At 61.7% G+C, this 26,602-nt stretch carries 26 protein-coding genes, 1 tRNA gene and 1 pseudogene; 11 read left to right on the forward strand and 17 right to left on the reverse strand.

What is annotated here, in order from left to right; genetic code table 11:
• Positions 1 to 116 precede the first annotated feature (116 nt).
• The 8 genes from AC3WLB_RS03255 to AC3WLB_RS03290 all read right to left on the reverse strand — a co-directional run bounded on the left by AC3WLB_RS03255 (position 117) and on the right by AC3WLB_RS03290 (position 7,423).
• A complete protein-coding gene (locus AC3WLB_RS03255) occupies positions 117 to 869 on the reverse strand; it encodes an ABC transporter permease (protein WP_492503226.1) in 753 nt (250 codons plus the stop codon).
• A 22-nt stretch (positions 870 to 891) separates the two neighbouring features.
• A complete protein-coding gene (locus tag AC3WLB_RS03260; protein ID WP_492503228.1) occupies positions 892 to 1,878 on the reverse strand; it encodes an ABC transporter ATP-binding protein in 987 nt (328 codons plus the stop codon).
• A complete protein-coding gene (locus AC3WLB_RS03265; protein ID WP_492503230.1) occupies positions 1,878 to 2,387 on the reverse strand; it encodes an EXLDI protein in 510 nt (169 codons plus the stop codon). The genes AC3WLB_RS03260 and AC3WLB_RS03265 overlap by 1 nt, the downstream gene beginning before the upstream one ends.
• A 78-nt stretch (positions 2,388 to 2,465) precedes the next feature.
• Positions 2,466 to 3,314, reverse strand: a complete 849-nt coding sequence (locus tag AC3WLB_RS03270; protein WP_492503232.1) for a CPBP family glutamic-type intramembrane protease — start codon at positions 3,312 to 3,314, stop codon at positions 2,466 to 2,468.
• Complete coding sequence (locus AC3WLB_RS03275; RefSeq protein ID WP_492503234.1) at positions 3,257 to 4,063, reverse strand: CPBP family intramembrane glutamic endopeptidase; 807 nt, start codon at positions 4,061 to 4,063, stop codon at positions 3,257 to 3,259. The genes AC3WLB_RS03270 and AC3WLB_RS03275 overlap by 58 nt, the downstream gene beginning before the upstream one ends.
• Positions 4,060 to 5,397, reverse strand: coding sequence for a YcaO-like family protein (locus AC3WLB_RS03280; RefSeq protein WP_492503236.1), 1,338 nt, complete (start codon positions 5,395 to 5,397; stop codon positions 4,060 to 4,062). Before AC3WLB_RS03280 ends, AC3WLB_RS03275 begins: the two co-directional genes overlap by 4 nt.
• Positions 5,397 to 6,440, reverse strand: a complete 1,044-nt coding sequence (locus AC3WLB_RS03285) for a hypothetical protein (protein WP_492503238.1) — start codon at positions 6,438 to 6,440, stop codon at positions 5,397 to 5,399. Before AC3WLB_RS03285 ends, AC3WLB_RS03280 begins: the two co-directional genes overlap by 1 nt.
• Before the next feature lie 68 nt (positions 6,441 to 6,508).
• Positions 6,509 to 7,423, reverse strand: a complete 915-nt coding sequence (locus AC3WLB_RS03290; RefSeq protein ID WP_492503240.1) for a SagB/ThcOx family dehydrogenase — start codon at positions 7,421 to 7,423, stop codon at positions 6,509 to 6,511.
• Positions 7,424 to 7,917: 494 nt separating this feature from the next.
• On the opposite strand from AC3WLB_RS03290, the gene AC3WLB_RS03295 reads away from it, so the two are divergent.
• Complete coding sequence (locus AC3WLB_RS03295) at positions 7,918 to 8,502, forward strand: TetR family transcriptional regulator (RefSeq protein ID WP_492503242.1); 585 nt, start codon at positions 7,918 to 7,920, stop codon at positions 8,500 to 8,502.
• Between the two features lie 453 nt (positions 8,503 to 8,955).
• Here AC3WLB_RS03295 and AC3WLB_RS03300 read toward each other — a convergent pair whose 3' ends face one another.
• Together AC3WLB_RS03300 and AC3WLB_RS03305 are read right to left on the reverse strand one after the other, a co-directional pair.
• Positions 8,956 to 9,330 carry an LAVTG motif-containing sortase-dependent surface protein gene (locus AC3WLB_RS03300; protein ID WP_492503244.1) on the reverse strand — a complete coding sequence of 125 codons (375 nt, stop codon included), beginning with the start codon at positions 9,328 to 9,330 and terminating at the stop codon, positions 8,956 to 8,958.
• Between the two features lie 157 nt (positions 9,331 to 9,487).
• The gene (locus tag AC3WLB_RS03305; RefSeq protein ID WP_492503246.1) at positions 9,488 to 9,757 is read right to left on the reverse strand and encodes a helix-turn-helix domain-containing protein; all 270 of its coding nucleotides are present in this window, start codon (positions 9,755 to 9,757) and stop codon (positions 9,488 to 9,490) included.
• A 208-nt stretch (positions 9,758 to 9,965) separates the two neighbouring features.
• On the opposite strand from AC3WLB_RS03305, the gene AC3WLB_RS03310 reads away from it, so the two are divergent.
• Positions 9,966 to 11,387, forward strand: a complete 1,422-nt coding sequence (locus tag AC3WLB_RS03310) for a hypothetical protein (RefSeq protein ID WP_492503248.1) — start codon at positions 9,966 to 9,968, stop codon at positions 11,385 to 11,387.
• Between the two features lie 18 nt (positions 11,388 to 11,405).
• Here the strand turns inward: AC3WLB_RS03310 and AC3WLB_RS03315 are convergent, their stop codons facing one another.
• The gene (locus AC3WLB_RS03315; RefSeq protein ID WP_492503250.1) at positions 11,406 to 13,100 is read right to left on the reverse strand and encodes a hypothetical protein; all 1,695 of its coding nucleotides are present in this window, start codon (positions 13,098 to 13,100) and stop codon (positions 11,406 to 11,408) included.
• 87 nt (positions 13,101 to 13,187) lie between these two features.
• On the opposite strand from AC3WLB_RS03315, the gene AC3WLB_RS03320 reads away from it, so the two are divergent.
• The 9 genes and pseudogenes from AC3WLB_RS03320 to AC3WLB_RS03360 form a co-directional block, all read left to right on the forward strand.
• Positions 13,188 to 13,724, forward strand: a complete 537-nt coding sequence (locus AC3WLB_RS03320; protein ID WP_492503252.1) for a hypothetical protein — start codon at positions 13,188 to 13,190, stop codon at positions 13,722 to 13,724.
• 179 nt (positions 13,725 to 13,903) lie between these two features.
• Complete coding sequence (locus AC3WLB_RS03325; protein WP_492503254.1) at positions 13,904 to 14,203, forward strand: hypothetical protein; 300 nt, start codon at positions 13,904 to 13,906, stop codon at positions 14,201 to 14,203.
• A gap of 520 nt (positions 14,204 to 14,723) precedes the next feature.
• Positions 14,724 to 15,290: an MT-A70 family methyltransferase gene (locus tag AC3WLB_RS03330; RefSeq protein WP_492503256.1), complete on the forward strand. Its 567-nt coding sequence runs from the start codon at positions 14,724 to 14,726 to the stop codon at positions 15,288 to 15,290.
• An 18-nt stretch (positions 15,291 to 15,308) separates the two neighbouring features.
• On the forward strand, positions 15,309 to 15,503 hold the full coding sequence (locus tag AC3WLB_RS03335; RefSeq protein WP_492503258.1) for a hypothetical protein: 195 nt from the start codon (positions 15,309 to 15,311) through the stop codon (positions 15,501 to 15,503).
• Positions 15,504 to 15,687: 184 nt separating this feature from the next.
• Complete coding sequence (locus AC3WLB_RS03340; RefSeq protein ID WP_492503260.1) at positions 15,688 to 15,909, forward strand: hypothetical protein; 222 nt, start codon at positions 15,688 to 15,690, stop codon at positions 15,907 to 15,909.
• Complete coding sequence (locus AC3WLB_RS03345; RefSeq protein ID WP_492503262.1) at positions 15,902 to 18,019, forward strand: type IV secretory system conjugative DNA transfer family protein; 2,118 nt, start codon at positions 15,902 to 15,904, stop codon at positions 18,017 to 18,019. The genes AC3WLB_RS03340 and AC3WLB_RS03345 overlap by 8 nt, the downstream gene beginning before the upstream one ends.
• Before the next feature lie 163 nt (positions 18,020 to 18,182).
• Positions 18,183 to 19,010 (forward strand): replication-relaxation family protein, encoded by an 828-nt coding sequence (locus AC3WLB_RS03350; protein ID WP_492503264.1) that lies wholly within the window; start codon positions 18,183 to 18,185, stop codon positions 19,008 to 19,010.
• Positions 19,007 to 19,429: a hypothetical protein gene (locus AC3WLB_RS03355; RefSeq protein WP_492503266.1), complete on the forward strand. Its 423-nt coding sequence runs from the start codon at positions 19,007 to 19,009 to the stop codon at positions 19,427 to 19,429. The genes AC3WLB_RS03350 and AC3WLB_RS03355 overlap by 4 nt, the downstream gene beginning before the upstream one ends.
• A gap of 628 nt (positions 19,430 to 20,057) precedes the next feature.
• Positions 20,058 to 21,059, forward strand: a pseudogene (locus AC3WLB_RS03360) (recombinase family protein); the annotation flags it as partial.
• Positions 21,060 to 21,663: 604 nt separating this feature from the next.
• Here AC3WLB_RS03360 and AC3WLB_RS03365 read toward each other — a convergent pair.
• The 6 genes from AC3WLB_RS03365 to AC3WLB_RS03390 form a co-directional block, all read right to left on the reverse strand.
• Positions 21,664 to 21,739, reverse strand: a tRNA-Ala gene (locus AC3WLB_RS03365).
• Positions 21,740 to 21,768: 29 nt separating this feature from the next.
• Entirely contained in the window at positions 21,769 to 23,067 is a 1,299-nt protein-coding gene (locus tag AC3WLB_RS03370) for an acyltransferase family protein (RefSeq protein ID WP_492503268.1), read from the reverse strand.
• A gap of 54 nt (positions 23,068 to 23,121) precedes the next feature.
• On the reverse strand, positions 23,122 to 23,388 hold the full coding sequence (locus AC3WLB_RS03375; RefSeq protein WP_492503270.1) for a DUF7218 family protein: 267 nt from the start codon (positions 23,386 to 23,388) through the stop codon (positions 23,122 to 23,124).
• A gap of 59 nt (positions 23,389 to 23,447) precedes the next feature.
• Entirely contained in the window at positions 23,448 to 24,374 is a 927-nt protein-coding gene (locus AC3WLB_RS03380; protein ID WP_492503272.1) for an SDR family oxidoreductase, read from the reverse strand.
• A gap of 98 nt (positions 24,375 to 24,472) precedes the next feature.
• Positions 24,473 to 25,558 carry a YdbT family protein gene (locus AC3WLB_RS03385; protein WP_492503274.1) on the reverse strand — a complete coding sequence of 362 codons (1,086 nt, stop codon included), beginning with the start codon at positions 25,556 to 25,558 and terminating at the stop codon, positions 24,473 to 24,475.
• A 377-nt stretch (positions 25,559 to 25,935) separates the two neighbouring features.
• Positions 25,936 to 26,583: a GNAT family N-acetyltransferase gene (locus tag AC3WLB_RS03390; RefSeq protein ID WP_492503276.1), complete on the reverse strand. Its 648-nt coding sequence runs from the start codon at positions 26,581 to 26,583 to the stop codon at positions 25,936 to 25,938.
• Positions 26,584 to 26,602 lie beyond the last annotated feature (19 nt).

Genomic DNA, 26,602 nt, shown 5'->3' on the forward strand with positions numbered 1-26,602 from the left:
CCTTTATATAGAGAGGATGCGATCTTCCGCCTCGCTCTTATTTCGTCAGCTCAAGCAACAGCGAACCTGTGCACCGGGAACGAACCGCTGTTCTCGGCGGAAGCGGCGGCGGTCCATCAAGGCACGAACGCCAAGCGACGGGTCGCCAGCAGAAATGTGACCACACCGAGAACCAACGACACGGCGTATCCGATCAAGACGACGCCAGCGTTCCCGTTGAAGGCCCCTCTCGCACCATCAACGATGTATGACAACGGATCGAGGCGCGAGATCCAGGCCAGCCATTGAGGCGCCAGCGTCATCGGAAGCATCGTTCCGGAGAGCAGCAGCACTGGCAATAGAGCTGCGTTGAACACGGCAGAAAGACTGGACTCGCTCTTGGTGATAAGAGCAATGAGATAGGACACAGAGGACAACGAAGTGCTGGTCAAGAGCACCAGTCCCAGCGTCAGGACTATCCCCAGCAGCGTGAACGATGTTCCGAGCAAGAACGAGCAAGCAATCAGAATTGCCGCTTGTATGGTGATGAGCAGGGCGTCGCGGAGCACCCGACCTCCCAACAGCGCCCCCCGGGAGACGGGTGTCGCCAGCATACGGTCGAGAACACCTTGTCTGAATTCGGTGAGAAGAGTCAGTCCGGTGAATGCGCCGCCAAACAGTGCCAGCTGAATAGCCAGGGCTGGCACGTACACGTCATAGCTATTACCCCCTGCTTCCACTCCCACGGAACGAATACCCGACAGAAGTGGCCCGAATAAGAAGAGGTACAGCAGCGGTTGCAGCATCGAGAGAAGCATCACGAAGGGGTTGCGCAGGGCGAGCATGCAGTATCTGGAAAAAACCATCATGAACTGGCTGGCGAACGACATTTCTGTTTCTCCAATGCTTGGGTCAGGCGAGAATCTTGCGGCCAGTAATCGAGAAGAACGCTTCGCTCAACGCGGCTGGACGGGTCCACATTGACTGGACTTCTATCCCCGCGTCGCGAAGCAACTGAAGGACGGCCACGGCATCCTCCTCCGGCCGAGCGCTCGCCAGGAGGAGTTCGTGACCGTCAACCTGCGGCTCGACATCGGCGACCTTCTTCACGATCCCTTGCGCCTTCACTAGTTCAGTCGGCGATGAGAGTATGACGCTAAGTTGTCCCTTTGAGTGCGATCTGATGAGTTCGGTCGGCGACCCCTCGGCGGCAACACGACCGTGGTCGATAACGACGACCTGATCTAGAAGCCCTGCCGCTTCGTCCAGATAGTGCGTAGTCATCAGAATGGTGGTGCCGAGATCGTCATGCAGGAATCGGATTGTCTCCCAGAGACCCTCCCTAGTCTGAGGATCCAGGCCAAGAGTTGGCTCATCCATGATCAGGATCTTCGGGCGATGGACGATGGCGAGCGCGATCTCTACGCGGCGCCTCTGGCCCCCTGACAGCGACTGTGTAGGCCGAGGCAGGAGGTCCTGCACCCCGAGTAGCGGAGCAATATCTCCTGCTGCGAGTTTTGCTGCTGCGGATGAAAGGCCGAAGCTACGCCCCTGGAATTGAAGCTCCTCACGGACCGTCATTCCTGCAAGAAGTGAACCCTGTTGCGAGACGTAGCCGAGCATTTCTTTCGCTTGGTGCCCATCTGAAACGTCATGACCCGACACTGTCACTGTTCCTGATGAGGGGCGCAGAAGCCCGGTCAGAATCTTCGTTATGGTCGTTTTCCCCGCACCGTTGACTCCAAACAGCCCGGCGAAATCACCCTCTCGGATATCAAACGACATCTCATTCAGTGCAGGGATTCGTCGACCTTTGTAGAAGTAGCCGCAGGAGACCTCGTCAACCGAAATGATCGGGTTTCCGCCGCGCTCCCCGGCGGGCGCTGATCGCGTAGACATCAGATATCGAGGTATTCGACGAGGGATTTGTCTGCATCGGCTTCGGCCGAGAGCGCAGCGTTGACGAGGTCCGATCCAGCGATCGCGACCAGAGCCTCCAAGGTGTCCGACACCTCGAACACACGCTTCTCCTCGACCGCCGCTAGATCAAACACATCGTTGTCACCCGCTTTCGTCCAGTAGTCCCAGTTCACTGAGCGGCGTTCTACATATACATAGGCGTGCTTGGGTGTCGCGTAGATCCTTCGAGCAATCGTTACTTTGCCGTCTTCTTCGAGTTCGCGAACTCGGGCCAACAGTCTCCCCTTAAAAGACTTCATCTGCGGCCTCCCCCTTTCTCCGACGTTAAATTTCACCTCTTCGAATCCTGCGCTTTGCGCTTCCCGGCGATCCGCCAGAAGGCGCAATCCCTCCATCAGCGCGGCCGACAGGTTGTCTCCGAGGATCTCTGCATTCGCGTCAATAAAGGCCAAGTCCTCGGCGGACAAATACACGGTTTTAGTTGGCATCTTCTCGCTCCTTTCGTATAACTATATGTATAACTATACGCTTACCTGCGAGTCAGTCAAGGATCTCATTGCCACTCTTCAGCGCTTCGAGGCAGCAAAAAAGCTCACCGCGTGCGCAACGATGAGTGGCCATAGCTCGGGTATGTGGGAGAAGAGAAATCCATGCGTGACAGCCATAAGGACGGCGCCCACCACCGGGAACATTGCGGAACGCCAATTCGGCATGAAGAACATCTGCATCACAACGAACAATGCACCTGATATCCACAGCCCTGCGAACGGCAGCACCGCGGGAATGATCCCTCGAAAGACCACCTCTTCGCAGGCAACCTGCGTAGTGGTGAGCAGAACCGACAAGGCGCGCGGAATGGTGGACTCCGCGACGAGGTGGTGCCTCATCCAGCCAGCTCGGCTGTAATCGGTCCACAGCTCCGGCGAGATTTGCGAGGCCATCGCCGGCCTCGCACGACCAGACGGCTTAGCGGCTGCCGCGCGACGTTGTGTCGCTGCTATCCCGGTGATAATGAGCTGGCAAATGTAGATAGAAGCCGTCATCTGGGCAACACCGAGCACCGCTCCTAACGGCAGCAGAAGGAGCGTCAAATCACTGACGAGCAAGCCCGGGACAGAAAAGCCCAGCGAGCCCGCCAACGCATAGAGTCCGATGACGAGCACCACATGGCTGGCCACGACGAGGACGATCTCGTATATGGCCGACGATTGGAGGACAGGGCGGCCTCGCCCCCATCGGGGGAAGCGCGATGCGAAGAAATGTGACAGCCGGAACAGTCCGGCCTTCGCGAAATAGTAATAACCGAAGAAGACGATGAGGACAGTGCCGATACTCACTACCGAATGGAGGCCTGGTGTCATGATGTCGTAACCGTCCCGACGGGCGAGGAAGCAAGCCAGCTTTGACGTCGCCAATACCAGAAATTGAATAGACCATGAAGGACGATCGCGCCCCACACCGATTGGAAGGCGAGGCAACAAGCGAGTGTCCCAACGGCGAGCGGGATCTTCGCAACTACCTGACCCCAGCCGAATCCGCTATGGAGTAGCAAAAAGGCGACAGTTAGCCACACGTAACCCGCAATAGTCGCCGCCTCGCTCCCAAGTGACTGCGCCCAACCCACCATCGCTCCCCTGAAGAACAGCTCTTCTGCGACTGCGACGGCCATCAACCAAAAGAGAGTAGAAAATCTGCCGCCTGCCGCTCTGGTGCGTTGAAATTGGGTCTTTTGCCCACTACTGCTCGCTCCAGGACCTGGACGCTGATTCGCGACTCCCGCAGGTGTGACGGAGACTCGTCGCCTCTGAGCAGGAAGTCCGCGTTGGGCCGATGAGGTTCTCCCCAATTGCTGTTGCACCTTTACGGCTAATCGCCTTGAGATTGCAGAGTCGATTTTGGTGACAGGCACCACGAGGATGGCTCCGGTGAGAACCGACAATGCAACCGCGATGGGGTTCTTCGCGACCTGAAGGGTAGCTGGCCAGAGCGCGCACCCTGCGACGGCGAACAGAAGAGTAACCAGCGTGTAGATCGTGTTGACTTGAACTCGCCATCTGCCCGGCACAAGGCGTGCGACCGAGGTGGTGAGCGTCACAGTCCCGAGCGACATGACAACGACGACCACCGCGACATACAGCGCGGTCGCCCCCAGAGGATCGGTCATGGATATGGGTGAGGTTCGGAGTGGGTAAATCCTCCGTAATCCAAGAATCGTGGATGGGACACGGCGGGCGCGCTTGGCAGGCACAGCGCAAGGGTTTGCGGGCACCACAGTCGAACGGCTTTGAATCCGATCTCCGCGATGTCGATCGGAGTGATATCGGCGCAGAAGATATCTTTGCCGGAGGCGACGAAAGAATCGAGAAGGTGTAGAGCGAGTGCCTCTTCATCAAGATCAAGGTCCGCCGGTAGCGTGCTTGCGGGAACTGTGTTTGCGGACGAGAACCGCGCTAGAACTGACTCGCCCTTCCCCGGCGCCGCGTAGTAGCTGACATTCGAATCAAGATCAAACATCAATGCCGGATCAAGTTCTTCGTTCGGAGAGTCCAGCTGGTGACTGATTAGTCCCCACTCGGCCAGAGTGCGGACGCCCGACCCCTCGAGAAAAGCCTTGTACATCGCCCGTTCGAGCGACGAATCTGCACCAAGACCGATTGACACGACGGGTGCTCTACCCTGCGCCTCTGCGATTACGCAGGCGACACTGAAGGAAGGCAGATCCGGACTAGGAATGAAATAGAAGTCGAACTTGTACCCTCGCCGATCGGTGTGCTTCGCCAGGAGCGATTCGATACGTGTCGTGCGGCTATCGAATCCGATGCGAACAGCGTCGGAGGTGCCGTACCAGTGACCCATGGTGGCATCGACCTGAATTATCTCGTATGCAGCCGCAGCGATGGCTCTCGGATAGGACGTGTGCACGGCCGTTCCTGTGGTCACTGCTGCTTGCAGCCAAGGCTCCCCCTCTTCTCTCCGCGGTGTGTATCCGACGAAAAACAACTGCGACGGTATCCACATGGATGCCGGAAGCCCCTTCACCCGAGGAACGAGGACCCATGTCATAGGAGCGTCGCGATTGAAGGAGTCATATGGGCCGCCCACGGCACCGGGTGGACGGAGTGTAAGGAGAGCTTCATCAAGAACCGGCTCCCCCTCACTCACTAGCGCGGAATAGGAGGTCCAACGCGTGGAGAATTTACTGTGCAGCAAGGCAACGGCGCTGGAGTATCGTTCGGCGGCTTCCGCGTAGACCCGAATCTCCGGTTCGAAAGGATGCACGCCGGAGCCGCCAATGTGGTAGCTGCCGGCCTTGGGCGGCTCTTGATGAAGAAGCTCGTGGACTCCAGTCAGTTCGCCGCCGGCTACAAATACGCGCGGCCCAGTCCTGGACCTCAGTGAATAGCCGACCGACGTGACGATGCCACAAAGAGGGCTATACATTCGCTTTCGGTAGTTGTCGGTGACATCTGTCGGATTACGATCGATCGCTACGCGCATTATCGTGACTCCGAGTTCCGGCCGAACCATTCGCGGACGTCGAAGTAGAGATCTGGCGCATCCCTGTTCTGCAGAGTTCCGGCGACGCCTTCATTCGGCAACCTGAAAATCTCGTGGTACGCGATCTCCATAGTGGGCAGGTAGATCCCAAGTACCTTGTTCGTCGTGAAGTTGGTCCCCGTCAATATCCAGTTTGTAAGCTCGAGTGCCACATGGGCGGACAGAAGGCCCACCACCGGTTTATGAAGCTCCGACACCCCGTGAACGACCGAGTTGTCAACGAGTGCGGTCTTGTATTTCAAGTAGGACTCAGACTCTCGCAGATTCATCGCGACACGAGTTTCAAAACTGCGGTAGTTGGCTGTTCTTCCCGGCACAACTGTCGGTCCGACGTACAGGAATGGCCCATCAATAGTCGCGTGAATCCACTTAAACCCGACAGCGTGAGCCAGGAGATCCATGAGTTGGAATTTGATCGGATTGTTGTGTTCCAACGCAAAGACCACGAGGCTGCCATTCAGCGACGAAAATTCTTCTCGAACGCGTTCAAGGCTTAGTCCGTCAGCGAAACTTTGGTGGGTCAGCATTTCAAATTTGGTGAACAATGCATCGGAGCTCTTCACCAATGAGGTGTGGGCTTCCAATTCCCCGGACAGCTCACCGAGGATTCGCGTGTGGACGTTGTTATCGCCGAAGAACATGAGCTGGTCGGTGTTACCCAATTCCAGGACGCCAGCACCCGCTCCCTGAGCGAACGCATCCATCGCGCTTCTGGGACCGGCCTCCATGACGCCGAGGCCTGTGAGCTGATCGATTAGCGAGTCGACTTCGAGCCGTGAAACCTTCAGATCACGAGCGATGTCTTTCGCGGAAGCGCCCTCTCGCAACCGCTTGAGTATGGGCCAAAGGCTGCCCTGCCCAGTCTCGTCAGCGAGGTTCAGCACCTGCGAATTCCAGACGCCTGTTCTTAGTTCGACATCATCGGCTGAATGAGGGACGAGAGTCCATTCGGAACCAAGACGAAGACTCGACGATGAAGCCATGACTTACCTTTCAACGAACACTGTCGGCATCCGGATGAGATGACCGATATGGATGAGCGATGGTTGTGCTACTCAGATGGCATGCCAACGAGGACCATGTGGAGCAGGGATTGGATTACCCCGTCTATCCCCAGAGCCTCGTTCGCTTCATCGTCAAAAAAACTGCTGTAGTCGGCACTTCCCACACCAAGCGCTGTCGCCGTCAGATGGAGATGTTCGGACAAAGCGCCCGATTCGTGCAAGGTGAAGCGAAGGCCACGAGGGCCGTACTTTCTCATGGCTCGCCATGGGTACCCGATCAACAGAAATATGCCAGCCGAGGCAGAGACGTTCAGGTCCTCTTCAGGCGAGGAGATGCTCTCGAGCAACCGTCCTACTGCCGTTGCATCTCCGGTACGCACCAGCACGTCTCGTCGCGGGGAGTAGCGGTAGATGCCTCGCTCGAGCCCCCGGACGTTGGTGCTCGCGAAATGTAGCTGGACAGGGTAGAGGCCTCCACCGGACGGCACGGCCCGATAGTGATAACGGACCGTCTCGCCTGTCGAAAGATCTACGTCAGCGGCTCCCGTAACAGCTGCGGCGTTGCGCAGCATGGCTGTGACATCTGCGATCTCGAGGGGATCTCCGGTGTAGTACCGCTTGGTGCGGCGCTGCCGTACAGCGTCGTCCACGCTCATGTGCGCGGCTGTACTTGGAGGGAGAGTGACTATCTCTCCCTCCAAGTAGCTGTCCTGATCCAGCTTGCCGTACGTCTCCACCATGGGGTCGCCAAAGTAGTCGTTCACTGAGATTGCGAAATCCCGGTCCCACCGCGTAATCCGCGACGAAAGGAGAAACTCTTCCGCTGGTCGTGGAAAGTGACCCGAGTCGAGGTTGTCGGCCTTGAACTGGTTGGAGCGCAGTCCGACGCCTTCGAGACCGGGGCTGACTACGCGGTAGGAGGTGATTGAAATCGTCGCTTTAGCAATTCCTGGATCAGCCATGGTTGTCTGCCTAGACGGCGACAGCCACTGGCGTAGCGTTCACCGCTGCGCATGTGCAGGAACAGGATGATCCTGCGCTGCTGCACGTGGAGCCGCCGGGGGCCAGGACGCCCAGTTCGGTGATGCCGTTCGACCCAAACCGCGCGAGGGCGGGCTGGAACGAGCGAACTCGGTGTTCAACAATCAGACCAGACGTGATTTTCATTTTGTTCTCCCATTCGTTTGATTCCGATTGCATCGAGCTCATCCTGAATTGCGAGCACGCTGCATACTTTTCAGTATGTGAATCCCTCAGGTTCTGTCAATGGGCGAACAATGACTTCTTCCTGGCAATCTGTCCGGCAAGGCTTATTGATCGGCACGGTACCGTGGAGCCGCGCCCCGCCATCGAAGTCGTGACATAATACTTCCGACATGTATTTGCCCCGATTGGTGCAACGGGTCCCGATAGAAGCCCGCTCCAGCGTGCCGGTAGCCCATCCAGAGAGGTTGCCGTGCCTGACCGGGCGAAACAAGCATCGGAGACGCGCGAGAAGATTCTTGACGCCGCCGCAATCGAGTTCTCTCGATATGGCTTCAGCGGTGCGCGGTTAGACCGGGTTGTCGCCGCCACACATCTGACAAAAGGTGCGTTCTACTTTCACTTCAATTCGAAACAGGGTCTCGCAGACTCTCTTCTATCTGCTAAGTACGACGAATGGCCCGTCATCGTTGCGGCCATACGTTCAAGTGGCCACCGTGGCATTTCGGGCCTGAAGGCGACCGCATCTCGAGTAGCGACCATCATGGTTCATGATCTTCGGGTTCGTGCCGCGATGCGCCTTTCCCAAGAACTCCATCTCGTCACTGAAGAAAATAATCCCTATTCCGCGTGGACGAATAGGCTAATCCAGTTCCTATTAGATGGCGTGCAGGACGGCGACGTAAGCGCTGCGCTCGACCTGGAACGCGCCAGCAGGACGATCGTTAATTGCTTATTCGGGGTCGTGACTGTCTTGGTCGACAGCTCATCCGAATCCGCGTTGGACGAGGAACTGGAGGCCCTGTGGGAGCTAATCACGCCTGGCCTGAACCCGTAGACGTTCAACGACATCGTCCAGGCGATCCAAATCCCCCGCAGCTGTCGCCTTGTCTATTGGCTGGACAAATGACGTATGGAAATGGGCGCAACCTCTCGAAGATCGTCTCAAGTTAGTCTTCCGACGACTTTGATTGGGTCACCTGCGGCAGAACGCGGCGACGCTCAGCGACTCGACAAATAGGACCATCACGCAATTGCGGTCGCTCGTTGGAGTTTTCAACAGCGACTACTTAGGCGGTGGACCGTGCCGGTACTAGCTGGTACGACCACCGTCAGCCACGAAGTACTCAACCTCACTGGTCGAGTCTGGATCGTTGCGGTTCTGAATCCGTCCCAGTACCTCTATCCAATCTGGCGCTTCTCGGATCAAACTGTTGGTCGCCTTATCGTGGAGCAAACCATCGGAGCAAAAGTAGCGCCTCTCCTGGGGGAAACAGCCCGCCGTCGCCGTCTACACTCGACGGCGACTGCGCGTGACGAAAATCAGGCCTCCGGCAAATAGCATCAACACGGCCCCGGCAACAACAATCCAATTCGTCGCCCCACCAGTCGCCGCAAGCTTTGGCCCGGTCGCGTTGGGATCTCCAGTCGGGTAAGTTATAACGTTTCCTGGGCCGGGAGTTGCACTAGGTGTCGGGCTTGTTGGCGCGGTGACGCCGCCCTCTTCGACCACGGAAACGCCTGGCTTATCGACGGTGGGGATTCCGTTAGTGGAGTCGCAAGGATTGCCGATACCGTCTAGGTCGTAGTCCTCCTGTCCGAAGTTCTCTATGTCAAGGCAATTGTCGATTCCGTCGGGAATCGAGTCTCCATCTCGAGACACCATCACGGGAGTGCTTCCCACAGCTGTAAGACCGGCCGAATCGGTAATTCGCCAAGCTTGCAGCGATCAGTGGCAGCCCAGCGACAAAGAGGCACTCATGTGAAAGACCAGACGATGGCGCCTCATATGCGGGATTCCGTCGGGGTTTCTGGTTCGGGGACTAACGAGGCCGGTCTGGCAGGAGCGTCTGGATGGGCGTCTCGAGCACATCGCAGATGGCCAGCATGGTGGCCAGACGAGGGTTGGTGGGTGCACCACCCTTGGTCGAAGCACCCCGCTCGTACTGCTGATATGCATAGAGCGAGATTCCTGCATGCTCGGCGAGCTTTTCTTGGGTTAGCCCTTTCTCTACCCGAATGCGACGCAGATTGCGGCCGAGCTCCCGCGCAAAGGCGGCCCACTTTGGACTGGCTGCGGGTCCGTCGGTCATCGGTACAGCCTGAAACCAAAAAGAGTTGGGCAGAACCAATATAAATTGGTAATCTGCAGATCCCGCCACGAAGCCCCGCGTTGGGCTTCCGGCCGAGGTCTTCAGAGGAGCGTTCCCATGCCAGAAACCCCGCCCAGCAGCCTGTTTTTGATGGGGGCCGGAAGTGCGTAGCCGCCTTCTTCTACCGGCTGCTTGTCTCGCGGCAGCCGTGGGCCTCAGCGCCTGCACCGCGACTGCCACCGAGACGCCTCCACCCGGCGCCGAGACCGCCTCCACCGGTTCGCCGGCCGCCGCCGCTGCACCGGCAGAGAGCTCCACCATTGACCGGGCGGCGCTCGAACGCCTCGCTGACATCGACGTGTGCACGTGGATCGCTCCCGAGGCAGCCGCTGCTCCCCCGGAGATCCTTGGAAAGTCGTACCCGACTGTCACGATGTACGGGCAGGACTTCTCGGTGAACAGTGACGGGGCGAAAACTTCATGTCAGCTCTCCGCACCGTCCGGTGAAGTGGAGTTCGATGACAGCGAACCAACGGTGCTGGTTGACTACCAGCCCCTGGTCGACCAGAGCGTCTGGCCTTCGGACGGCACCGTCGACTACCTCGGTTACCGAGGCTCGCTCACCCCCAGCGGAGCGCGCATCTCACTGCGAGACCACTTCGTCCTCTACGTCACGGCACCCGCGGTCGACACACAGACCACCACTACTGAATTGCTTCCACTCCTGTGGCGACTTGTCGACAGCTGGAACGCCGGCCTCGTACCCACGTTCGACGACGCCCCCAACCCCGACAACGCGGTTCGTGCCTGCACGACAGTCGACCTCGACTCCGCAGCTTCCGCGATCGACGGCAACGTCGCGGAAAGCACCTTCACGTTCAAGTCCGCCCGAAACATCTCGGCGGCATGGCAGACACCGGATGCACCAGAAGCCCTCGCGACCATCTCCTGTGCCCGAAGCGACGGACCACTCACTACGAGCGTCTCCGCGGAGTGGTACCTGGACGCCGCAGGAGTGCAGCAGTCGATCGGTCGGAGCGAGCAACTTGCAGATCCATGCGTTTCGCCCACGACGAGCCCTGGGCCTGCCGCGAGCTGCCCGACTCTCAGCCGGTACAGCTCCAACGCCCCCTGGGTGATCCGCTCCACGGTAACCAGCGCCGAAGGCAACGTCGATCCATCAGAGACGCAGCAGGCCGACGAGCTCGCTACTACCGCGTTGGCCGGCTTCTCCGGACTCACGGTCGACCAGTCCTCGCACACGGGTGATCCACGCCTCATCGACACCGAAATGTCTGAGACCGCACCGGCAGGCGCGACTTGCGATACCGGCCAGCCCGTGTGGTACGTGAAGTCCGCCAACGCTGAGGCCTGGGGGTGCATGGCGCCTAATGGCACCGGTTACAAAGCGGGCCAGGTGAACGGTGTCGCCTTCCGCATGAACACAGATCCGGGTGGAAGCATCGGGTGCAATGGCACCCCAGAGAACCTTTGGCCAACGGCCAATGGATTCACGACACTCTGCATTGATGACCTATCGATCTTCGTGACGAGCACATCGCAATTCCCACCGGTGTTTCGTGAGTACCTGCAAGAACGGTGGGGGTCAGCCATGGTGTTTGGAGACTGACCAAGGGCGGCGCACAATCTAGTACCACGCCTCGACGACGCCGACCCGCTTTAGGCTGTTCGTTGCGGGGTCCGCGATTGAGATCGTCCACTCGTCGGTTGACGTGTCTAGCTTCGTTGCTTGGACGGTGCCCGCGAGTTGAACGTATATCGAACCGCCTGAAACGAAGTTGTCCTCGCCTCCGGCGAGGCGCAAGCCACCCCCTCCACATGCAAAGGGCACTCCGTCGAGGTTCGCACTCTCGACTGGCAGAGGCGCACACACATAAGGAACGCCGCCAGGGTCATCGATCGCGAGCTTTATCGCCCAGGGGTATCGCGTCTCAGCGGCTTGCTCTGCGCCCACAAGACCCTCCATCGGCAGGAAAGAAGGCGCCGGGCGAGATTCGGTGATTCGCGCAACAACGCCCACCGGAGGCGACAGACTAAATATGTCATTGGCGCTGAAACACGTCACCGTGCCGGGGTTGATTACAAAGCAAGGGTCATAGATGAGGCCCCCGTCAACTCCCCCAAGGGCACATAGGCGGGCGTCCTTTCGGGCAGAGACATAGGAACGCTCCCAGCAGGTTGCGCCCAACGTATCCGGAGCCAGATCCGCGGCCGCCGAGGCTTCGGCGTCTCCTGGAACATAGGTTCGGATCGCGGTAGGGACTTCATCGGACAGGGTTGCACTGGAGGGAGCCGAAACCGGTGCGATAAGCGCGTAAACACCTACGGCCAACACACCCGCGACAAGCGCTCCACCCATGAGAATCCCTATTTGCCGCAGTGTTTGACGGCCTCTTGAGCGTCTTGTCCGCTCGGAACTCTTATCGGTACTGGTGGCACGCAATCGCTGTTTGGGCCCCTCAGTTGGGGCCATTGATCTCGATGGCGACACGCTCTGAATTCGCTTCTCAACTGCTGGGACAAAATTGGTTGCTGTCGCTCCACGCCGATCATTGCCTTCGGACATGGATACCGTTACTGCGGGTTTCAGCAGTTCCGGCGCCTCATCCGAGGCCGTCCGAGAGGTCTCTTCTGTCAGAGGTACTTCAGTTGATTGCAGCACTTGAGGCCTTGTAGTTTGCTCGACAGGCGGCCGAATTCCGTCGATTCGTGGCTCCTCAGCGGACTGTGGCCTCTCGATGACCGCTGTCGGCGGCGCGAGTCGCTTCGTCACCTCTGTCTCTACGGCAACCTTTAGCTCATGTAGAAATTCCTCAGTCACCCGCTTGATGCTGGGCTTCTTTTTATCAAAGTGATTGACGTTTGCGCCTTCGTATAGCGGAGAGGCGAAAAGGCGACGAATCTTGATCTTTGTTGAGAACGAATCTCGATCGTTATAGATGTCGGGGTGAGTGGCTTCGAAGCTACTCCACCGCAACTCAGGATCCTGTCCTGAGACTCGATCATTCGGTAGAGGGTCGTCCCTAAATCCAGCGCAGATCTTGATTGCAAGCAGCGCGGGTTTGTCGAAACGGTCGTTTTCTACACCCTCTATCAACGAGACCACAATCCGAGCAGTGTCCCCAAGCGTCCACTGAATAGTAGGGGCCACAGCTCGGGCTGTCTCCGCGGCAAAATTATTGATGGCTCCCAATTGTTCAAAGTTCCTGAACCGGGTGCTCGTCGAGGTCTTTCCCACAAACTTCTTATGCCCGGACATGAGTGTCTCGACGTCGTCGTAAAACGGCTGCCAAGCGAGATCGCTCATATTATCGAGGCCCACACGTCGAGAGTATCGCTCCTGTTGACAAGTGCTCGTTTTTGAGGTATAATCATCTTCGAGGGTGGCTCCTTATCGAAAGGAGCCCCTATGGCTCGACACAGTGATTTCAATACCATCGAAAGCGGTCCGTATCAGGACTTGATGGACCCGTCTCACGCGTTTATCAACTGGCTCATTGCACCCGACGCAGACTCGTTCGCGAGCACCTACCTCGGGTACGAGATCTACAAAGAGAGAGCAGATTACCCGACATGCCTGCTCGACTATCTCTTCATGTGGATAGCCGAAGATAGCGGGACGGACTACTGCCCGACCTATGAGTCCTGGCTGATCCTGATCATCACGATCGGCGACCAGCTCCAGCGGGGCACCTTCGGCGCGCGCTGGACAAAGCCCTGGACCGACGGACCAATCGATCCGAATCAGGACCCGAAATACTACCGACACCCGGAGGACTTTGACCTCGACGACATTCATGTCGGAGAGGACGGTCCATCGATCGAAGGAATATCGCTGCTCCCTGCCCCGGTCGACACTCAGCACCCTGCACTCGATCGAGTTCTCTTCGACCGGTGCGTTGCGCGCCGCCAGCAAGAGCTGCTGCGCGAGTGCGCGAAGAAGTAACCAATCACCCGAGCCACCAGCCCCGCATCGATTCGTCGACGCGGGGCTTTCTCTATGTCAAAACCCGGTATCTCGCTATCTCGACCGGTATCTGGAGGTATCTCGCTACCTCGTTAAGCCCGCTGTTTCGCGGCCGGATAGACCAGAAATGTGACATCAACACGATGAAAGGAGTCACAATGACCGAGATCATCCCCCTCTTCGGTTCCCACACCACGAGAAGCGGCGAAAAGATCAACGGCGCGCTCGCTCGCCAGGTGAAGCGCGAGAACGAACGCATCGCGGCAAAGACCGAGGTCGCAGCCATCACTGAGCAGGCGCACGCATTTCAGGCGTCGGTTGCTATGACCAACGTCGCCGTGTTGGTCAGCCAGGCGGAGGCCCACATGAGAGTGGCACCGTCGGGTGCACAGTTCTATGAGGACATCATCACGGGCTATGCAATCGGTGCCGGCCGCCGCCTGAGTCGCGGTCTGTGATGAGCCTTCAGGACTGGGCATCTCCACGACTGCTCGAGAGTGGCGTGACCCTTGCTGCTGTGGGCATCGGTGTTGTGTTGGTCTTTCTCGCTCGGTCGATTCGCACGTGGTGGGTGAGCAGGAACCGTCAGCGGCGAGCAGCAATAGAAGCAGAATTCAATCGTCGCCAAGCCGTGATTCGGCAGACGGTACTGCAGCTGGCTGACGCTCTCGCCGAGGAGAAGGTCGCCGGTCGCCGGGCAAGCGAGGAAATGATCCGGGCGGCCTACAGAGCCCGCGGTGTCCTGCCCAAGCGGTAGGCACTGTTCCTGATCGCTGCAGAAATCACAACACCTCCGATGAAGGCCCGATACGTGCCGCCTCACCAGTGATGGGTAACCGTCCGACCGCACCGCTCGATCGGGCGATCGGACGGTTGCCCCTCCCCCTCCACTGAGTTTCACTACGTTCGCCGAGCAACCCGAGTAGCCGCTGCAAAACACCGCGGATATCGAGCGCGCCGGCGGAAAGGACATACACAATGAAGACTTTTCAGCACGCCGTCTGTATCGCGGATCCGCCATGGATGGCTGGACAGCTTGGCCATCTTGGCGCGCAGGCCCACTACGACCTCATGACGGATGAGGAAATCAAGGCCATGGGACCGGCTATCGCGATGCACATGCTGCCCGACTCAGTCTGTTTTCTCTGGGTCACGAATGCCACGATCAAGACTGGCCACGACGTTCTGGAGGCTTGGGGTTACACCTACTCCGGGACGATGACCTGGATTAAAGCCCGGATGGGTCTCGGACAGCCGCTGCGCAACATGACGGAGCACGTACTTCTCGGGATCAAGGGTCGGCCACCGAAGCCTGCCTTCAAGGGCCAAGGCACTTGGTTCTTCGCCCCGGTCCAGGACCACTCCCACAAGCCTGAGGAGTTCTACGACATCGTCGATCGCCTCTACCCCGACGGCAACCGTCTCGAACTGTTCGCGCGCCGCCCCCGTCAGGGCTACCACGCCTGGGGAAACGAAATCGCCGCGGATGTCGATCTCGAGGGGTTTCCTGTTCCGGATTCGCCTTCGACGAGGGCATCCGCATGACCGGGAAGGATCTGCACCATGTCCGAGGAACGTCCACGCCTGCTCGCCCGACTGTGGCACGCCTGCATCCTGATACTGGGCAGCGTGTTCTGTGTGTGGTTGGCGGTCCAGCTGTTGGCGGAGATTTGGATCATCGTCGTGATCTGCGTGGTCATCGCGGCGGTCGTCGCGGGCCTGATCTGGTGGCTGCGGATGCGTCGCAGCCGTTGGTGACGGCGCGTCGCGCCGTTGCAGCAGATCAGCTCTGGCCCCTGTACTCACCCGTCCGGTCGTATCGTAGGTGGCTCGTTTTCCTCTTGACGAAACAGCGCGGTTCATTCATACATGAAGGGAAACAGGGGAATCATGCCAGGCCGGGAAGACGGGGACTGCTCGTTGTTGCCGGAGGTGGCACATCATGACGGGTGGGAACAGAAACCGGCGCAGGTCTAATGCGGCGCGAGAGCGGCGTGTGTTCGTCCGTGGGATCCGCCGTGAGGAACCGGATCTGCCGAAGCTTGCCCGAGCGCTGCTCGCGCTGGCTCAACTCGAATCCGACGCCGCCAAGGCCCACGCCGCTGACACTCCTGAGCGGCAGAAGTTGATCGACGATGTGTCGCCGGAGGCCGCAGATGCGTGAGGTCATCCGGTGGCGGCAGATCCACCTCCCGCGCCCTGTCGATGAGCCCGCCGTCGCGGCTGTGTTGCGTCGTCTGGCTTCGCAGGGACAGCGGCGTCCGGTGGTGTTCGAAATCCGGGTCCGATCGGGGAGGATCGAGTACCTGCTCGGTGCCGTCCCTCAGGCGTTCCGCGGTATCTCGAGCCTGCTCGAGTCTCTCCTCCCCGGAACGACAGTGACCGAACTCGCCCAACCCCGCACGGTCCTGCCCGTGACGGTGAAGCTGGCGGTGCGGCCGAGAGCGCTCAGTCTCGACACGTCTGACTCCCCCGCTGCAATTCGGCAACTACTCCAGGCACTGACCAGCACCCCGGAAACCGGGGAAACGGCGTTCCAAGTCGTCCTTGGCTCCGGCGTTCCGCCGCATCGTAGCTCCCGGTCCCCCAGCGATCCGGGACAAGGATGGGCTGACACGCTACTACGAGGATCACGCACCGCAGACACCAGTACTCGGCGAGAGCTCGCCGCGAAACAGCAGCAGCACACCTTTGATGCGAAGGTGCGGATCGCCACCAACGCGAACGACGACGTGGCCCGGCTACTGTTCAGCAGTGTCCTTTCCGCTCTTCGCACCATGCAGGCTCCTGGGCTCCGCATCACCCTGCACCGTGACCACGACCATGCCTTAGACGGGGCACTTCTTCCGCTGCGATGGCCGCTGAGCCTCAGTCTGGAGGAAACCCTCCCGCTCCTTGGGTGGCCACTCGGCGACGGCACCTATCCAGGCCTGCTGAGCGGTCACCCGAAATTGCTGCCCGCGGAGGCAGGCACGGCAGGGATCTTCGCGACCGGCACCGCACCATCTACTCCCGTGCCGATCGGGCTCACCGAACAAGGACGACGATTTCACACATTGCTCCTTGGCCCCACAGGTGCGGGGAAGTCATCCGTGATCATCCGACTGGCTTTGGACGACATTGAGGCCGGCCGATCCGTGGTCGTTCTCGACCCGCAGGCGAACCTGGTGCGCGATCTCCTCGAACGCATCCCGGCGCATCGTCGAGATGACGTCGTCGTCCTTGACCCATCCGATGCGAGCCCGGTCGGTCTCAACCCGTTGGCCGCCCCCGGGACACCACCAGAGCTCGTCGCCGACAGCATCCTCGGCACCTTCAAAGACCTCTACGGTTCCGCGTTCGGACCCCGCACCACCGACGTCATGCACGCCTCGCTCCTCACCCTCGCCCACCACGGACACGCCTCACTCGTGTGGCTGCCACGGCTCTTGACCGATCCGGTGTTCCGCCGCTCGCTGACCAGCACCCTGGACGACCCGATTGCCCTCGAGCCGTTCTGGGCTCAGTTCGATGCCATGTCGGCTACGCAGCAGGCGCAGGTCATCGCGCCGTCGCTCAGTCGCCTCCGGCAGCTGCTCCTAAGGCCAAGCCTTCGCCGCGTCCTCGGACAGGTGCACCCCAAGTTCCAGATCACTGACCTGTTCGTCAAACCCCGGATTCTGCTGGTCGCACTCAACAAGTCACTCCTCGGGCCAGAGGCGGCCAAGCTGCTCGGCTCCTTGTTGGTCTCGGGTCTGTGGTCTCAGACCCTCGCCCAAGCCGCCGTACCCGAACACCGCAGACGGCAGCTCAGCATCTACCTAGACGAGGCCCAGGACTTTCTCCACCTCTCCGCGGTCGACCTCCCCGAAGCCCTCGCCCGATCTCGCGCCATGAAGGTCGGCTGGGTGCTCGCCCACCAGTACCGGGCGCAGATGCCCGAGTCGATGCTCGCCGCGATCGATGCCAACGCCCGGAACAAAATCATCTTCTCCCCGTCCCCCGAAGACGCGGCCTCGATGGCCAAACACGCCCCGACGTTAGAGGCGGCCGATTTTCAAGCCCTCGGCAAACACGAGATCTACACCCGCCTCGTCGTCGACGGCGCCCCCGGGGCGTGGATGTCCGGCAAAACGCTACCGCCACCTCCAGCAACCTCGAGCGAGATCGAGCTGCGAGCGCGCAGCCAACAACGCTACGGAGCAAACCCCTCAGCCGAGGAGCTTGGCGCGACCAGTGAAGGTACCGATGATGGCAGCGAAGGCTTCGGACGCCAGAAGCGGAGGGTCCAATGAGCCTCTCCACAAGCCCCCGTGCCCATCCAGCCGCCCGTCCGTTCGCCTACGGGCACACCAGTCCCTTTCCGGCGTCTTTGGCGGCCAAACCGCGAACTGGTGCAACGACTAATCCCTGCTTCGCAGTGATCCTCCCCAATCCCATGGCAGGCCGGAGGCAGTCATGAGCGTGCACCACCTTGGCCACCTCCAACTCGAGAGTTTCCGCCAACGATTCTCCACCCGCGACCTCGCGATCCTGCAGACGTTGCTGGAGCATCGCTTCGTCACCGGGCAGCAGATCGTGCGACTCCACTTTCACGACCACGCCACCTTGGCCGCGGGAGCGCGAGCCTGCAGCCGCGTCATGGAGCGACTCCAACGTCTCCACACCGTGACACGAATTCAACGCCGCGTCGGTGGAACACGAGGTGGCTCCAGCTCCCAAGTCTGGGCACTGGACTTCAACGGACACCGCCTCCTCCGAGAAGGAGCCCATACCCAGAGGAAGTTCCTCAACCCGACCGCGACCTTCCTCGACCACACCTTGGCGGTCACCGAGACGCGCACTCGCCTCACCGAGATTGCTCGGGCACACCACCGTGACCTCACTACCGTCGAGGTTGAGCAAGCCTCCTGGCGGCAATTCTCCGGTGACACAGGACAACCAAGCTGGCTCCGACCAGACCTCGCTGCCGTCCTCTCTGAGCCCGAATATGAGGACCGGTGGTTTATCGAGGTCGACCTCGGCACCGAATCACCCCGCACAGTCATCGGCAAATGCGCCGTATACGAGGCCTACCGGCGCACCAGACGTGAACAAACCACGAACGGGGTCTTCCCCCGCGTTCTCTGGCTCACCACGAGCGAAACCCGGGCGGAGCGGCTCCGCCACGCCATCTTACTCTCTCGCACCCTCCACCCCCGACTCTTCACCGTCGCCCCCTTCGACCAACTCGAAGAAATCATCACCAACCAAACCCCCGCCCCCGGAAAGGAGGAACCAGCATGAACCACGCCGAACAGCCGTGCCGCGGACGCCACGCAGCCGACTCAACCCCAGACGCACCGATCTCTGGCGATGTCCTGCAACGCGCAGAACAGCTCACCACCGAGCGCCTCAAACACGCACACCAGAAACTCGGCGACGCCCTGCTCGCCTACCTCTCACTCTCCGACGTCGACCCCAGCTCGGCGCAACTCGAGAACGACTTCTACGCCGTCTACCGCGGCGACCACGCCACCATCGATGAAACTCTCCGAGCACAACTCGACAACCTCGGCTGGGCCGACGCCCTCCATCAGATGAGGCTCGCCCATGGCATCGACGAGCACCTGCTCGTCTGGGATCTCGACCTCATCAAGACACGGATGGACGAGATCTACGACTTCGTCGAATACAACGGCCGCATCTATCAGTTCATCAAATGAGCTGCCGGCCCACCGATTTCAGTCCACCCCGTGGGCTGAGCAAGACCCCGTGAGGGGAACCCACAACTAAACACAGGTTGTACCGGACAGGGGTCGCCTACTTGAGGGCACGGAGCTACACCGATCCCCGGGCACCCCGCACGGTCGGCCGTGACTCGCTGGACCAGCAACGACAGATCATCGCTCGAGCCGCGCGCACCGAGCAGACGATAATCGTTGCTGAATTCATCGACTACGGCACACCACGCGGACTCCGACCAGGGCTCAGCGCGCTCCTCGACTTCGCGGAAATGACCCATGTCCAGAACTGCTACTTCGTGAGCCGACGCCACCTGACGTCCAGGACAGGTGAAACCGACTTCTGGGACAACCACTTCTAGATGGCAGCTCTCGACCGGATCTATGTCGATGAGGCGTAGAAAGGGCCGGCCGGCCGTCCCACACCTAAGCTCGGGGCGGCCGGCAGGTGCCCTTCGAGACCAACGACGGAGAGTCACCTACCGCGCGTCGATTTCTCGTTCCAAAGATCTCGACTCACATGCCGAAGAGAGTTACAGTCAGTGAGCCCATGAGGAGATGAACCCGGAAAAGGCGGTTTCACCTGGCAATAAACCAGAGAGGAGGAACTATGCACCCAACAGCCAAACTCCTTGCCGTGAGCTACGTCCGCGTGTCCACCAGAGAGCAGACCGAACGCGACGGCGACCCCGACGGCTATTCCATTCCGGCTCAACTCGAAGCCAATCGTCGCAAGGCCGAGAGCCTCGGCGCTCACATCATCGAAGAATTCATCGACCGAGGTGAGTCGGCCCGATCAGCAGACCGACCCGAGCTTCAGCGGATGCTGTCGTACGTCGCGGATCACCCCATCGAGTACTGCATCGTCCACAAGGTCGACCGACTAGCCCGAAACCGCGCCGACGATGTCGCAATCAACCTCGCTCTCAACACCGCCGATGTGCGACTCATCTCGGCCACAGAGAACATCGATGAAACACCGTCAGGGATGCTCCTGCACGGGATCATGAGCTCAATCGCGGAGTTCTACTCCCGCAACCTCGCTAACGAGGTGAATAAGGGAATGCAACAGAAGGCCAAGACCGGAGGCACTCCGGGCAAGGCCCCACTCGGATATCGCAATGTTCGCCTCACCGATGACCTCGGGCGAGAGGTGAGAACCATTGAAGTCGATGACGAGCGGGCACCCCAGATTAGCTGGGCCTTCCAGCAATACAGCACAGGTCAAACCACCCTCAAAGAACTCGCGGAAGCACTTGCCGATGGTGGCCTTGTCTCGCTGGCAACACCGAAACGAGCGTCGCAACCGATCAGCGCATCACAACTCCACCGCATCCTTACGAACCCGTACTACAAGGGCGACGTCACATACCGAGGTGCTGTGTACCCAGGCCGGCATGAGCCACTCGTGACACCAGCGCTTTGGGAAAAAGTGCAGAACATGTTGGCCTCCCGCGCCGTGGGAGAAAAGACTCGTGAACATCCGCACTACCTGAAGAGCACGGTCTACTGCGGCAACTGCGGCAGTCGACTCGTCGTCAATCACGCAACCAACCGACACGGCGTCACCTACGAATACTTCGTGTGTATAGGCAAGATACTCAGGCGCAATACCTGTCGGCAATCGGCAGTGCCCATCGACACTCTTGAACAGAAGATCGTCGAGTATTACAAGGCGATAGCGCTCCCCGCCGAGCTTCGGCGCACCATCCAAGATGTGCTCACACGAGAACTCGACCGCGCCCAGACCGAAGCCGCGGACCTCGAACGCAGGTTGGTCATCCGGCGCCGAAAACTCGAAGCACGTCGAAAGAAGCTCCTCGACGCACACCTCGAGGGCGCCATCCCTATCGAACTCCTTCGTGAGGAGCAGACCAGCATCGCAAAGCGACTTGCCGGAATCGAGAGCCAACTATTCTCAGCCAGCGCCGCCACCGCGTTACTGCAAACCAATCTCGAAGTCGCACTAACCCTCGCCGAAAATTGCTACGAGGCCTACCTCCGCGGAAACGATCAGATTCGCCGAGACATCAACCAAGCCATGTTCGAGCGCATTGAAGTCATATATACCGATGAGATGACTGTCAGCGGACAGCTTGCAGAACCGTTCGAGACCCTTTTGAGCCCGACCATCCTCAGCGTGCTGACTGAGGAAACCCAAAACAAAGAACCCCGACCATCACATTTAGATGGTCGGGGTTCGAAAGCGGCACTTTTGGTGGAGCTACGGGGATTCGAACCCCGGACCTTCTCATTGCGAACGAGACGCGCTACCAACTGCGCCATAGCCCCGCTGACGCTTGCGCGACAACTCCGACAGTTTACGACGAAATCGCCGCCGAATGCGAACCGGGCACCGACGCATCCGCTCGCCGGGCCGCCGGCCAGCGACCGAGCAGCAGAATGGCCGCCGAGAGCAGCACGCTGCCGACGACGGCGATCGGCAGGTCCATGAAGAACTGCATCACGAGGAAGGGCGGCACGAAGGCCAGCACGGTGGCGATCGCCACCACGCGGTTCGGCGGCGTCGGCCCCACCTCGCGCGGCGCTTCGAAGCGGCCGACGAGGAACGACAGGCCGAACACGGCCGCCATCACGAGCACGAACATGACCGGTCGCGTCCACCACCAGGCGAGGCTCGCCGGCGCCGGGCTCGCGCCGGGGATGAGCAGCGCCACGCCCGACAGCACCAGGATCACTGGGAGGTGCCAGAGGTAGATCGTCATCAACCGGGTGCCGATCACGAACACGACGGCCCGCGCCGCGTGCGTGTTCATCAGGGCCGCGAGCGCCGGTCGCAACAGCTTCAGGATGCACACCTGAGCCACCGCGAGGGCCACGAGCGGCAGGGTGGGCGGGTTGAGGTTCGTCAGCATGTCGTCGGAGTACGGCCCCCAGACGGTCATCGGCACGAGGCTCGCGTAGGCGACGATCGCGATGGCGACCAGCGTCCACCACCGTCGCGCGGCGAACCAGCCGTCGGCGTACCAGAAGCCGAGCTGCTGCACGAGCAGCCAGACGAAGAACAGGTTGGCGAGACCGATCGGGTCGATGCCGGTGCTGTAACGCAGGGCGTCCACGACCACGGCTCCGGCGAGCAGCACCAGCAACGTCGCCCGGGGCGCCCGCTGGTGCCACGAGACCATGAGCGGCACGAGCGCCTGGCAGAGCGTGTACGCCGCGAGGAACCACAGCGGCGAGGCGGCGCCGACCACGGCCAGGTCGACGAGCTCGGGGTCGATGCCGATGAGGCGGGCCCCGCCGATCACGACGACGTAGAACAGGAACAGCGGCAGCGCCGGCTGCGCGAGCCGCAGCACCCGGTTGCGCACGTAGTCGGCCGCCGTGCCGCCGCGCCGGGTGAGGCTCCGCCAGGCCGTGATGGACGCGAATCCGCCCACCACGAAGAACAGCGGCATGATCTGGCCCGCCCAGGTGACCGGCGCGAACCACCACTGGGCCTCGAGCGGCCGCGACACCTCGACGGCACCGTCGGGCCCGAAGCCGACCCCCACCATCAGCAGATGGATGACCACCACCAGCAGCACGCAGAACACGCGCGCCAGATCGAGGGTGAGATCTCGCTTCGAGAGATCGATCGACGATGCCCGGTCGCTCATGCGGCCATCTTATGAGGCCGACTCATCGACGATGCGGCATATGTCGGCGCGGGGTCATGAATCGCGAAGGGCCTCGACCAGTTGCGGCTTGGTCTTCTTGGAGTAACCGGTGAGCCCGAGCTCCTTGGCACGCTTCTTCAGCTCCGGCACGGTCCAGTCCTCGTAGGAGCCCGACTCGCCGCCTTTCTTCCCCACCGATTTCCGCCCGCGGGCGGCGGCGGCGTTCGAGATGCGAGCCGCCTTCTGCTTGGAGTCGCCCTCGTCACGGAGCTTCTCGTAGAGTTCGGGATCTTTCAGTTGCGGGGTGCTCTTGCCGGGCATCCTGTTCTCCTCTCTGCTCTCTCGGTCGGGGTGCGGCGATCGTCGCGATCGCGATCGCGCTACAGGGCTTTGCCGCCCGTCACGGGCACGATGGCGCCCGACACGTACGACGCCTCGGATGAGGCGAGGAAGACGTAGGCGGGTGCGAGTTCGGCCGGTTGTCCGGCCCGGCCGAGCGGGGTGTCCTGGCCGAAGGTGGGCAGCTTGTCGGGCCAGGAGGTCGCCGGGATGAGCGGGGTCCAGATGGGGCCCGGCGCGACGCCGTTCACCCGGATGCCGCGGGCACCGAGCTGCTGCGCCAGCGCCTTCACGAAGGCCACCTGGGCGGCTTTCGTCATGGCGTAGTCGATGAGCGCCGGCGACGGCTGGAACGCCTGGATGGACGACGTGACGATGATCGAGGCGCCCGGCTTGAGGTGCGGGATGGCGGTTCGGGCGATCCACATGAGGGAGTAGAGGTTCGTCTTGAACACGCGATCGAACTCGTCGGTCGGCACGTTCTCGAGGCCGTCGCGGTTCTCCTGGTAGGCGGCGTTCAGCACCACGATGTCGAGGCCGCCGAACTCGGCGACCGTGCGGTCGACGAGCCCGGTGGAGTACTCCTCGTCGCGGGCGTCACCCGGCAGGAGGAGGGCGCGGCGCTCGGTGGCGCGGATCCAGCGGGCGGTGTCGTCGGCGTCGTCCTGCTCTTCGGGGAGGTACGAGATGGCGACGTCGGCGCCTTCGCGGGCGTAGGCGATGGCCACCGCCCGACCGATGCCCGAGTCGCCGCCCGTGATGAGCGCCCGGCGGCCCTTCAGGCGCCCGGTGCCGACGTAGCTCTCCTCGCCGTGATCGGGGCGCGGATCGGTCTTGCCGATGAGGCCCGGTTGATCCTGCTGCTGCTTCGGGAATCCGTCGGCCGGGTACTTCGTCACCGGGTTCTCGGCGGTGGTGCCGGAGGTGTCGGTGCTACCCGTCACCGGAACGTCGTCGCTCTCGCTCATGGTCATCCCTCTCGCTCGGATGCCCCTTCAACGCTACGCCGCCCCTCACCGAGCGGCAACGCCGACCGGATGCGCGGGGGCGACTGCCGGCGGGGCGGTCAGCCGGCGCGGCGGCGGGCCAGGACGGCGTCGAGGTCGAGGTGGGAGGCGGTGTCGTCGTCGACGATGCCCATGCGGGCGAAGCGCGAGGGCACCGCGGGTGGGGTCGACTTCGCTGCTGCGGCGACCGCGGTCGCGGCGCCGGGGGCTGTGGCGCTCCACGAAGCAGTGGCGGTCGCAACGGCGGCGGATGCGGGTGCCGGCAGCTCAGCGACGGTCGCGTGCTCCACGGCGAGGCGGGCACGCAAAGCCCCCTCCGCCTCGGCGGCGGCGCGGCGCAGCGACTCGCGGTGGGCGTCGGCGGCGAGCGAGGTCGCCGATGAGCCATCGCCGCCGCCCGTTGCGGCAGCGGTGGCGACCGGAACGGCGCCCTCGTCCGCGGCGTCGGTGTCGTCGGCGGGGGCGAACGAGGAGTCGGCGAGGCCCAGGGGGGCTGCCGAGCCGCGGCCGAGGTAGAGCGGGCGGGGCACCGCGACCGGAACCCAGCCGTCGGCGGGCGACTCGACGTCGGCGGAGTCGTCGGCCGGCTCGACCTCGTCGGCGCCCGCGTCCGCGTCCGCGAGGTGGTCCACGAACGGCATCGCGACGGGCGCTGACGCCACCGGGCGGGGCAGGCGCAGTCCGCGGCTCGCGCGCGCCAGCCTCACCAGCACGATCACGCTGACCGCGGATGCGATGACACCGGCGATCAGGATGATCCACGCCCCTGTGTACACCGCCTGCATCCCGCCCAGCACCGCTACGGCGACCGAGAGCGCGAGCACGCCGGCGGTGACCGCACGCGACCGGCGCAGGCGGCCGGCGACGCGCACCGCGGCGGGTACGGCTTCGGCTTCGCGCCGGCTCGCCCGGTGCCTCAGGATGCGTTCTTGCTCGGCGATGCTGCGGGCGTTGGCTTCGACGTGCACCTCCTCGGGCACCTCGGCGGTCTCGGCCAGGATGCGCAGTGTCTGCTGCAACCGCACCGCGTTGCGCTCGGTGGCGAGGTACTGCCGCGACCGGAACCAGGAGGGGATCAGGTACACCAGCCACAGGATCGCCGCGAGGGCGATCATGAGCCCTCCGCCCAGCCATTCCGTGGTCATGCCCCTACGGTAGGGGCACCACGCCCCCCAGCCCGCGCACCCCCCGCGCGTGTTGCCACCTCACCCCCACTCCCCCACCCAATCTCCAGAAATGGTCACAATACCCCCGCCCATTCCGACAACACCTGGACCCTCGACGCAACCCAAGTCGCACCGACGAGACCGCAGCCCGCGGGCCGCGCCACGCCCTCACGTGGGGAACGAGACCGCAGGCCGCAGGCCGCGCTCGACGACCCAGGGTGAGCGCGCGGCCGAGGGGTGCGACCGCAGGCCGTGCCCCTCGATCGCACGCGAACATGTCGCCTCGCGCCGCAGTAGCGGCGGCGCGAGCAATAAGCGCCGCACCGACCGCAGGCCGGCGCGGCGCGTGAACAGCGCTAATTTGTAGGCAACGCCTTCAGCGCCGCCACCCGCTCCGCTTCCGGCACCGTGCCGTCGCCGGGCGGGATGCGTCCCTCCCGCCAGCGGCGCAGCACCCCGACGGGCAGCTCTTCCCGCACCAGCGCGAAGCAGAAGTGGTCGCGCCAGTCGCCGTTGATGTGGATGTACCGCCGCCGCAGCCCCTCGTACCGGAAGCCGAGCTTCTCGACCACCCGCAGGCTCGGCCCGTTCTCGGGGCGGATGCAGATCTCGATGCGGTGCAGCCCGACTGAGTAGAAGCAGTAGTCGGTGGCGAGCGCCACCCCCACGGGCGTGATGTTCTTGCCTGCGAACCGCTCCGACACCCAGTACCCGATCGACGCCGACGCCACCGACCCGTAGCTGATCGACGAGACGTTCAGCTGCCCCGCCAGTTCCCCCTCGTGCTCGAGGATGAACGGCAACCCGAGCCCGGCGCGCGCGTTCGCCTGCAACGAGCGGATGCTCGCCCGCGTGTCGAACGACAGCGGACCGTTCGGGTTCGTGGCCTCCCATTTGCGCAGCCACGAACGGTTCTCGATCAGCTCGCGCTCGAGCGGCTTCGCGTCGCGGACACGGATCGGCCGCAGGCCGATGGGCCCCTCGGAGAGTGTGGGAACGAACATGTGCTCGAAGAATACCGCG

The sequence above is a fragment of the Herbiconiux sp. FW305-C-125 genome, assembly GCF_058783455.1.